Raw genomic sequence first — 10,401 nt, forward strand, 5'->3', positions numbered from 1 at the left:
ATCCACGAGGCAACATAAGCCTCGACGGTACTATTCGTGCAAATACCAAAATCTGCTGGACCATTTCAATCCACGAGGCAACATAAGCCTCGACAGCAAAATCAAACAACAAATCTCTTACTTTTAACACTAATTTGTATTTATTATACAATTTAATAATTTTACATTCAATAAAAAATTTTTATTCTTCTATTTTACTGAAAGATTTCAATTATCTCTATAATAAATCTGGTGCGAATCACACGGGATTTTTATGTGAACTTGTGATTCGCACCAGCAAAAACATTAAAAATCTTCTGTACAAATGAAGTATCTTTTAACACTGATCTAAAATGATACTACATAGATCAGATACTTTCCCAACCACTATCTTTTTCACCCACATTATTTCCCTTTATAGATATATAAACTTTTTTATACTTTTGCATAGCAATTTTCTTAAAATAATATTTAGTTGTACCCGGTATTGCAAGGTATAAAAACTGCGCAGCATATTTTACTAAATTCTGCTCATCAGGCCATTCCGATACACTCTTTATTTCCGTGCCCTGGGGCAGCTTATTCTTTAAAAGTGCTTCCTGATTCTTATCCAATCTATATTTTCCAAGCCAAAGGCAACCAGACCTTTTTTTATCGTTTTGATCTGCTTTTTCTTTTGTTTTTCCAATAACAGCTTTAGCTAATGGCAACGGACATCTGTTTGTATATTCTTTTAAGGTCATATAGGTATATTCATGTGTGCCAAAATAATCATCAGCATTATCCATATTCACAAAATCGATATATGTACTGATGCTGTTATCAGATTCAAAATCTATACCATAACATTCCTTTAACTTCTTTTTATAACTGGCCTTAATCGAAGCTATCCGCTCTGTTATATCAGTTTCTTCTACATTTAGGCATGTAAACCTTTGTTTGGGATCAATTTGCATTAATCTGATATTTTTAATTGCAATTTTCCCATAGCCATATGGTTTTCCATTTCCAATTTGATATGTTTCTTTATCCGCTTTTTCAGGCGAATCATTTACCTGCAACGCACATAAAAGAAGTCCCAGTTCTTCATCACTTAAATTCTCGTAATAAATACTGCCTTCAAAAACCTGATTTTTCGGAAGAACCGCAATTGATGTGTTTGTATTTTTGCTTTCGATATTCTGCTTTACAGAATCGGAACGTTTCCAATAAAATTTGTACCCCCTCAGGCGAAGATTCTTGTCGTTATAAGTGTTAAGATTTCTGAAATCTTTACCCGTCTGTTCCAGATACATTTGAAACGCTGTCCCCTTCGGACTGCCAACATATAATTTTACCAATTCTGTTTTTACTGTTTTATCTTTGATTCTGCAGTTTGAAAAAGACAGACGACTTTTGTAGGAATTCTTTTCTTCGGCAAATCCAAACAGCGCCTGCGTATAATCATATCCTTCCTTTTCTTGTTCAAAAGGAATCCCATCTTCCACCTGATAATCATAAAACACACGAAAATAAGGAGTAGGTCCAAATCCAACAAGCTTTCCTTCCGGTCCATTTTCTTTTTTATAAAAAAACAACTTACCCGATTCTATACCTTCTTCATCCGGTAAAGAGTAAAAATCTTTATTTTCAATGAGTTTCTTATTTTGTATACAGTTTCTTTCGTAATCCCTTTTATAATTTAAAATATCTTCTTTATCAACTATAAAAGAAATATCCTCTTTCACATCGGACACAATATAATGATGGGTTTTCCCTTTCACAAAATCAGAGTTTATAAGTGTACCCTTCAGATTGCCCTTCCCTATATTACAAATCTTACCTTTATAATCAAATGTAACAGGAACTCCCCTATAAGCATGATATGATATATTCCTTTTAGGGAAAATTTTATCACTGTAATCCTTATAAGATGCTATCGAACCATCACCATGATATTTTTCAATTTTCTCTATATACATATAATATTCCTGTTTTTTAAATACACCCGCATCTCTCAAATCCGTTTCATGTACTTGAAAAAACGTAGTTCCATAGGCGCCAAAAGGCTTTACCTGCACAATTGTGTAGATATCTTCCCCATTCCTTTTTTCTTTGTATAACAAACCTGCTTTTACACCGTCCGGAATGCGGTAACCATTTTGATTACTGGATTTTAGTTTATTAAGATATTCTTTTTTTAACTTACCGCAATTATCCTTAATCTTCCGGAACATATATCTGTTTTTTTCCACCATTTCCGGAAAAGAAACACTGAGAATTTCTACATGGCTTCTGGTAAAACCTCTCATCGTACTTCCTGGAATAATATATTCGCCTCGTCCATCCGTACAAAAGGTTCCCTGGTTTTCTTCCTTTCTGTAACAGCCGCCAACAGAAAGCCCTGTAAGGTTATGAATCTCAAAATCGATTCTGCCGGAATAAGCGCCTCCAATACAGTTAAATGCAGGAAGAGTCTCCATAGATTTATATGGTATCGGCACTTTTTTTTCAGAAAAAGGAATAAAATTATACGGTGCAAAACTCTCAGCCATGCCTCAATTCCTCCTGGTTATATCCGTTTAAAACGGTTCTTATTATATATGCCTGCCCATCACTATCATAATCTATATAATTTCGAACCGTAATACTATGTCCAAACCGTTCTCTTAAAAGCTGTTCTTCCTCAAAGAAATCATCATCACTGTTTCCGACCGTCTCCACTGCCCTCAGGCTATCTTCAAAACGAAAAATATGCAGTTCCTTACCTTCCGTAAAAATTCTGGCTTCCAGTAAATTCTCTTCTTCCAAGTCATCCGCCTTATTAACAGAAGTGAGTACAACACTGCTTATTTCCTGTTTCCATATATATTTATAGCCATTTTCTATCCAATATTTTTGGGTCAAAGCTTCTTTTAAATCCACCTGTTCAGTTCGCATAACACGCTACCTCCTGAAGCCACTCTTCAACGATGGCCTTTAGCGGTGCACTGGTCGGTTCCTTTTCATCAAAAACTATTTGCATGTTCTCAAAGTCAGCTTTATAGTTTCCAATCCGCAGTTCTTTTCCCTTTAATCTTCCAAACCCAACACTGCTTCCGCTCCCAATTGTCACTAATCCCAGCCCAATATCTCGAAGAGCCAGATATACCAATGCATTCATCAACTTACTGTTTTGGTTTTCTGTTTCTTCCGTTACCACACGAATTTTAATTGCATTGCCATTTTGGGTGGAAATTACCTCTTGTTCCATTTTAGCCCCTTTTATTACACTTCCCAGCCAACGATCAATTTTAATTCTGTTATATACTGTGGTTTGCGGCTGCGGGACCAGAACATCATGGGCCTTGACATATCCACGATTCACTTTTCTATCAGGGGTACCTCCGAAGATTTGGACCATCACTTCCTCCGGTATTCCGAAGGTATTACACACCTTTTGAGCATAGCCTCTTACAGTTCCTTTTATCGTAGAACCCGGTATGTAATAGCATGAACTGCCATCTATTTCTTTTGTTACATTTACAGCATTCACCTTCCTGATATCACTTCCAACTCTGATACGCGGCAATATTTCTCCGCTTTTTATGATAAGTCCATCCGGTATTTCTGCTGTCAGTTCAAATTCTGTAATTCCCTTTTCCACTGATGCAAAAACTGGCTGCTCATTTTCACTTTTTATCCAGGACTCATAAGACAACAGCCGCAGAACATTGTTTACTCCTGATAAATAAATCAAAAAATCTTTTTTATCAGCCAAATTTAATATCTTGCTTCCGGTTTCGATTACCTGAAAAATTCCTGCTCCATTATTTTTCATTGCTCCAAAAGACAGACTGCCCTTTTGAATCCCTGCGAATAACTCTGTATAAAATAACTGTACATCATTGCACTCCGCCTCACTGTCTAAAAAAGCCTGAAAACATATTTCAGTTTCCATTCCCTGTCCTATAAAATATTGTTTAAATAATCCATTTTCTTCTGCCACTCCGTGAGCCGCATCCATACGTATACCATTCCGCTCTTCCAGTTGGACACGACTGCATACAGCATCATAGTAATAAATTTTACTGTCCGTACCCGCTCCCTGCTCCTCATCTGTCCATCCCAGATAATGCTCTGTGTCAAAACTCTTTTTTCTGAAATACGCTTTAATAGAGCCGGAAATACTTGTTGCCGGAAGGATATATTGTCCTCCCCCATCAGTAACTAAATTTAAGGAAGACTCATCTTCCCCACCGATATGCAGAAAGCTGGCAAGCCGTATTTTCCCTTTTCCATAAAAAACATATTGTTTTCTCATTTGCTGCCGCCCTCCATTCTCATCAGATTATATAATACAGCGCGCAAAAATTCTCCTTTTACTTCATAAGGGCTTCTTTCTTTGCCGCCAATCCCTTCAAATAATTCTTCTGTCCTCATACACAACTTTGTATGCCAGGTATCAGGTGAAACAGTGTCATCTAACATCTGTGTCAGAATGGTTTCCATATTGGCTCTATTACTTCTATTTTTCTCATCAACACCCATAATAAAAGTGACATTTTGATAAGCCTCTTTTGTAAATGATTTTATTTCTTTCCGAAGGAAAAATTTAATTTTTTCTTTCTGCGATTCTATACTTTCTTTCCCCATTACCTGCTGTTCATAGAGGAAAAAATATAGCCTGCTGATTTGCGTAATCGAAAACATAGCGGAAATACCTACATTTCTCTGTGCAGTATCATTTGCTGCCATTTCAATTATCTCTTTTTCCCTTTTTTCAATAATCTGAGCGGATATTAATTCTAATGCGTTCTTTTCTTTCTCAGTTAATGGGGTTAAATTGAAATTATCCTTTTCATCCTCTAATTGTAACTTTATTTTTTGCCCTAACGGAAGATTTATTAATATTCTTCCAAATCCCTCCGTCTTTCGTACACCGATTCCATCCTCTTCCAATTTACTGACTTTTTCTGCATCAAGCGTCCCATCAAAGGTATACAGATATACGCTTCCGGCACTGACCGCAGTCTGCTGAATCTGTCTGGCTTTCCATGTATGATTAAATCCTGAAGTACGAAATGTAGACAGATATGCCTGTTTCAGCTGCACATTACATATTCCGAGCCTTTCTTCCAGAAATTTTTCCGACAGTCTTCCTGTAGGCTTTCCCCACTCATCCGTCAGAATTAAATTAGATAATGCATAAATAACAAGTGCATTATTTGTATTCTGCTGCTCATTGAATCCTGCAAATTCCTGTCTCGCACTTTCCCAGGAGATACATTCAGCCTTTGTGATTATGCACCTGCCATAGCCGCTTCCTTTGGAACCGCCTAAATAAATTACAGCATTTTCCAGTAAATTTTTATATTTTAATGCATCCTCTTCACTGCGGCACTGAATCAGCCCTACAAAAGTCTGCCCTTTAGCAATTGCTTCGTAGCGGAACATTTTACTTTTTTCTTCTCCCTGTGCCAGCGCAATATGAAGATTTGCCTCTTTTTTTACGTTTTTAATACGAAGCTCATCCTGCTTAAGAAGACAAAATTTCCCAGTATCTATTCTCTGTTCCCCTTGTACAGGTTTTTCTCCAAGTATTCCGCAGCTATGAACAGTCATCTGACTGCTTCCTGTTTTTTCCGACTCATGTTCAGCCCTTCGTACATCATGTTTATCAGCATAATACACACCAGGCACAGGTATCAGAGACTTTCCCTCATGAGCTAAATATGCATCATAAAATTTTGTTTTCTTAAATAATATATCTGAATATAATGGTTCTTCACTCAAGTCGCCAATATAATTTTCGAACCATGTGTTAATTGCTTTCCCTATAACAGCCCCACGAAGCGTCGAGCCCGCAATATAAGACAGACTTTCCTCATTATCCTGATTTCCCTGTTTCCCCATTTTAAGAGGCTCTTCCAGATAAATTTGATATTTGACATAATTATACATCTGCGGCCTCCTTTAAATAGCGCTCCCGTAAATTCTGCTGTTCCTTGAAAATATCACAGTGAACCAAACCTTTACCCTTACTTTTATAGGTCCCAATATGCTGCAGAGAACATACGCTAAACGTCAATAATTTTTCTTCTGCCTGGCTTAATTCCTCTGAATAGATTTCAGTTTCAAATACAAAGCCTTTTTTTACCATACGCTCTCTTCGTAAGGTATGATCCTTTGCAATACCGTTCTCATCCAGACTTGTATAAGCATAGATAGTCGTAAGGCTGTCCAACACTTCATCTTTGCTAACCTTTTTATCTATCACGGCCTTCTTCAACTGCTGCATAAGGCCCTCCGACAATTGAACCTCAGTGAACCGCAGTTTCCCGTTGCGCTTCATTCCTTCCGTATCCGGACTTCCCAAAAGCTCACTTAATGAAACCTTCTGGAACTCGTCCTTACACAGTTCATAAATCCATCTCATTTGTTTTCCCAGACATCCTTTGAATGTTTTTGCATTCATATAGGGGATACCGTAGCTGTCATATTTTATATCATTGTCAATGAGTCCGGGAACCGATTGCCCGCTGCCCCAAAGTGTATCTGACTCCGTCTTTATCGTTATTTGGTAAATTATCATCTATACTTCCTCCAATAAATTGTACATATCCAACATCTCCAGCACATCGAAGTCAATACACTTTCCATTTACATAACTGTCCGGCATCTCAAAACCAAGTTCTTTTTTCAGTCTCTCCTTAAATCTCTTTTCCGTTATAAATTGTTTACCTGCGCTGTTACTGAGGGCTGTCCTATATCCTATTAAGGCACTTCTTCCGATTTTACCACTCCTTAATATCTTCAAATGTTCTTCAAACACCGGAATTGTATTTGACTTACCTGCCTGTTTCTTTAAGTAAAGAGGTTTATTTGTAAGGGATGCACCTTTGTATTTTTCTTTCCTTATTTGTGACAGGCTTCCTTCTTTTTCTCCCTGAACAATATGAAAATCGATTATAGATTCATCTTCGCCCTCTTCTAATGCCGCTTTTGCGTTATGACAAAGCTCTTCCGCCAGCTCATGTGCACTATAAAACGGATATCTCACCTTCACTATCGCTATTCCGGCACATGCACACATTTTCATTTCATCCAGTTCTTCAAGTACGGATTCCTCAATATGCAGAAGAATTTCTTTTGTTAAAGCAAGTCCAATTCTGGCATCAGACACAAAACAAATATCATCTCCCGCAAGGATAAGAGGGCGGATAGGAAGAACTATTGTTCCATCCTCATCTACTCTTTTGGTAATAATATCTCTTTTTATTAATGACTCTATATTAATAGCGAGATGTTCCATCGTTTTTTTCATTGCTTCTTTATAGAGGCCGTCTATCTTCTGACTCAGAGCGCGATACTCCTGTTTATACGCAGTATTAAAAGTACAGTCAGCCTGACTATGCTTTTTTAGGAATATATCATTAAATTTTTCGATTTTTTTCCCCATTTTATTGCCGTCTATCACGGTTAAAGCCAAAAAGCTTTTGCTGTCTTTATCTCCTCCAAGCTCTGCAAATACATTTGCAAAACGATATTTCTTCCCTTCTGCTGCCGGCAGCAACTGGGTAAATATTTCCCCCTGCTTCTCTTTGGCAACCTCCAGCTTCACCTTGGATTCCGCTGAAATATACTGCCCGCTTTCATTAACCGCTACAGCCGGCAGCTGCGTGGATTCACATTGTTTTGTTATACCTAAATCAAAGATACGGAATGCTGATTCTCTGACAGCCTTTTTTTCTTCCAGCTTCTGATATAGGCTGTTCATCGCATCTATGATAGTCTGGGAACTTTCATTATAAGAATGCCGGGCAAAGAACAATTCAACTCCCGGATATTTCTCCAGTGCAGTTCTGCTCATTCTCCTTACAAATTCCCTGGCGCATTCTTCAGACGTAAAAGCATAAATACTTTTCCCGCCCCCTTCAAGAATTATTTCACAAGTCTGCTGATATTTTTCCTCAATCTCAACTGCGATCTCTTTCGCGAGCGATTCCGTAATACTGCGGATCAATATTGAAGCACCTATATTTTCGGCCAGACGGTTTGTCTTAAATATGTAATTCTGTTTTTGTGAGACTTCCATAACAACTAAAAATTCCATTAGTATTTCCTTCCCTCGTCATTGGTAACAGCAATCAGCCTTTCGGCAGCCTGTATTAGCATTGTGCAGATGTCCTGGTAACTCCAATATTCTGTATTATCATTCCTTCCTGCATGGTTGGTGAGATTTCTTTGTTCCTTCAGCAATTGATAATCCATCATAATGGCATCTAATTCTTTACGGCATTTGCTCTTGGCTCGTCCTGCATCTATATATCCTAATAACTTTCCTGTATTTTCCTTTGCCTTGTTTAATTGTACACTATTCGCTATATGTAATAAAGGATATTCTGATACATTTACTGCTTTTATGTACCTGAAATAATAATAAAAATTTATTTGGGGAAAATATTCTTTCCAAAAGATACTTTTTATGTACTTAGATGTGCTATTTTTCAAAAATTTTATCATCCAACAATATTTTTCATTATAACTTTTATATTCTCTTGCTGTATTTTGTGAAATGTCTAATTTTTTATCCTTATTTTGGCAGGCAGTCCAAAAAACATGATATATCTCTTCTTCCCTTTGATTGGGACAAAAAATTCCCTGTTCCCAAAAATAAATTGGTATCCTCTCTGCATAAAAGGTTAACGCCTGCTGAATATATTCTTTTTCTACACACCACTGAATGATTTCAGGTAAATCACCTTCCAGTAAATTTCGGTATCCTTCTAAAATGTCCTGTACTACATATGAAAAAAGTATTTCATATGTATCTTCAATTTCTGTATTATTCGTATGACTAATGTAATCCTGAAGTTTTATTTTTAACTTATCCCTTTCCTCAAACACCTTATCCGTACGGCATAATTGAAGATTATATGCAAACTCACTCATAGATGCCAAAATAGCTGTAATCCTGGTATCCCTGCAATCATTAAAAAATAATGATAATGTTTTTATTCGGCCATAGTTTATGTATTCGTTAATTCCAGCTACCAAATCTATACTTCCAAATACCGCTTTCATATTTTGAATAGGAGTTATATTATCTATTCTATTATCCCGGTTCATCGTCATAATCTCTTTTATTTCAATATTCCTCAATTTCATTAAATTAGAAATTGCAAGAATCATAAATGCCACATAACGCTGTCCGCCATTATAATCGATGTATAACTCCACATCTTCGCTGTCTTCCATTACTTTATTTGCTGCTTCAACAGCTGCTTTAGCGACTTGACTAGCTTCAGTAAAATCAGAAATGCAGATAACCTGAAATTCGATCGGCTTATCCTTGTATTTTTGTTCAACTTCTGCAGAATATTTTTGTATCATTTCTTTAAAAAAAGTCAATGTGGTCATATCTGTTATTTCTTCTTCGGATAATGCTGTTCTTATCTTATAAAGCTGCATATCCTCAGTATGTCCATCAAATATTTCTTTTAATTTCTTTTTTCTTGTTAAATCTGAGCAAATCATAACAATTTTATCCAACATTTTGCCATTATCCAATTCTAACCGTTCTATTACACTTTTGGCTGGCGCTTCATTTGTCATAATTCCCTGAAGGAAATATTCTTTATCTTTATATATGTAAGAATAATTAAATTCTGACTTCACTTTAGCCACAGGACTCATGCATAAAAGCAATATATTTTCTTTCATTCGTATTCTCCAATACATCGTAATTATTAGTTGTTTTTATATTTGTGTGTAATGACGTATAAAAAAGATAGTTTTTGTAATGTATTTCATCTCTATTTTTATGCAAATAGAAAGTATGTAGCTGTGGTTTAACAAGATGTATAAAAATTAACATGTATGATGGAATATTAAAAACTTCTGTATAGAATTTCAATCTGTAAAGCTGTATAAGCCTCGACCCTGCCCCCGTGGCTGGTCTCCCAGCATGGCAAGATTTCAATCCACGAGGCTGTATAAACCTCGACATATTCAAATGCCTTGACAAATGTTTCCTTTACAATTTCAATCCACGAGGCTGTATAAGCCTCGACTGCATAATCAGCACAATATTCCTTGCGTGTTGTTATTTCAATCCACGAGGCTGTATAAGCCTCGACTTCGGATTGAATACCATTTAAAGGTTTCATTACATTTCAATCCACGAGGCTGTATAAGCCTCGACAAGTGGGTGAAGTATTCGGAGCTGTCATATCCATATTTCAATCCACGAGGCTGTATAAGCCTCGACGAAACAAGGAAGGGAACGCCATCCCGCAAAGCATTTCAATCCACGAGGCTGTATAAGCCTCGACCATTTAGACTGGTTATTGTACCGCCTGTTATGCATTTCAATCCACGAGGCTGTATAAGCCTCGACCAAACTTTTACGCTATGTCCATCACTAGTAACCCATTTCAATCCACGAGGCTGTATAAGCCT

Annotated in this window: 7 protein-coding genes and 1 CRISPR repeat array; all 7 genes read right to left on the reverse strand. The window is 36.8% G+C overall.

Annotated features, from left to right (window positions below; translation table 11 throughout):
• Positions 1 to 347 precede the first annotated feature (347 nt).
• From HMPREF1548_RS26720 to HMPREF1548_RS26750, 7 genes are read right to left on the reverse strand one after another with little or no spacing between them, the layout of a single operon-like run.
• Positions 348 to 2,513 (reverse strand): TIGR03986 family type III CRISPR-associated RAMP protein, encoded by a 2,166-nt coding sequence (locus HMPREF1548_RS26720; protein ID WP_021639942.1) that lies wholly within the window; start codon positions 2,511 to 2,513, stop codon positions 348 to 350.
• Complete coding sequence (locus tag HMPREF1548_RS26725) at positions 2,506 to 2,898, reverse strand: hypothetical protein (protein WP_021639943.1); 393 nt, start codon at positions 2,896 to 2,898, stop codon at positions 2,506 to 2,508. The genes HMPREF1548_RS26720 and HMPREF1548_RS26725 overlap by 8 nt, the downstream gene beginning before the upstream one ends.
• A complete protein-coding gene (locus HMPREF1548_RS26730) occupies positions 2,888 to 4,261 on the reverse strand; it encodes an RAMP superfamily CRISPR-associated protein (RefSeq protein WP_021639944.1) in 1,374 nt (457 codons plus the stop codon). The genes HMPREF1548_RS26725 and HMPREF1548_RS26730 overlap by 11 nt, the downstream gene beginning before the upstream one ends.
• The gene (locus HMPREF1548_RS26735; protein WP_021639945.1) at positions 4,258 to 5,901 is read right to left on the reverse strand and encodes an RAMP superfamily CRISPR-associated protein; all 1,644 of its coding nucleotides are present in this window, start codon (positions 5,899 to 5,901) and stop codon (positions 4,258 to 4,260) included. The genes HMPREF1548_RS26730 and HMPREF1548_RS26735 overlap by 4 nt, the downstream gene beginning before the upstream one ends.
• Entirely contained in the window at positions 5,894 to 6,532 is a 639-nt protein-coding gene (locus HMPREF1548_RS26740; RefSeq protein ID WP_021639946.1) for an RAMP superfamily CRISPR-associated protein, read from the reverse strand. The genes HMPREF1548_RS26735 and HMPREF1548_RS26740 overlap by 8 nt, the downstream gene beginning before the upstream one ends.
• Positions 6,533 to 8,053, reverse strand: a complete 1,521-nt coding sequence (locus HMPREF1548_RS26745; protein WP_021639947.1) for a Cas10/Cmr2 second palm domain-containing protein — start codon at positions 8,051 to 8,053, stop codon at positions 6,533 to 6,535. It abuts the gene before it with no gap.
• Positions 8,053 to 9,663 (reverse strand): TM1812 family CRISPR-associated protein, encoded by a 1,611-nt coding sequence (locus tag HMPREF1548_RS26750; protein ID WP_021639948.1) that lies wholly within the window; start codon positions 9,661 to 9,663, stop codon positions 8,053 to 8,055. Before HMPREF1548_RS26750 ends, HMPREF1548_RS26745 begins: the two co-directional genes overlap by 1 nt.
• A gap of 186 nt (positions 9,664 to 9,849) precedes the next feature.
• A CRISPR array of direct repeats spans positions 9,850 to 10,339; the repeat unit is 32 nt; unit sequence ATTTCAATCCACGAGGCTGTATAAGCCTCGAC.
• Positions 10,340 to 10,401: the final 62 nt, after the last annotated feature.

The organism is Clostridium sp. KLE 1755 (assembly GCF_000466465.2).
In the GTDB taxonomy this organism is placed as follows: Bacteria; Bacillota; Clostridia; order Lachnospirales; family Lachnospiraceae; genus Eisenbergiella; species Eisenbergiella porci.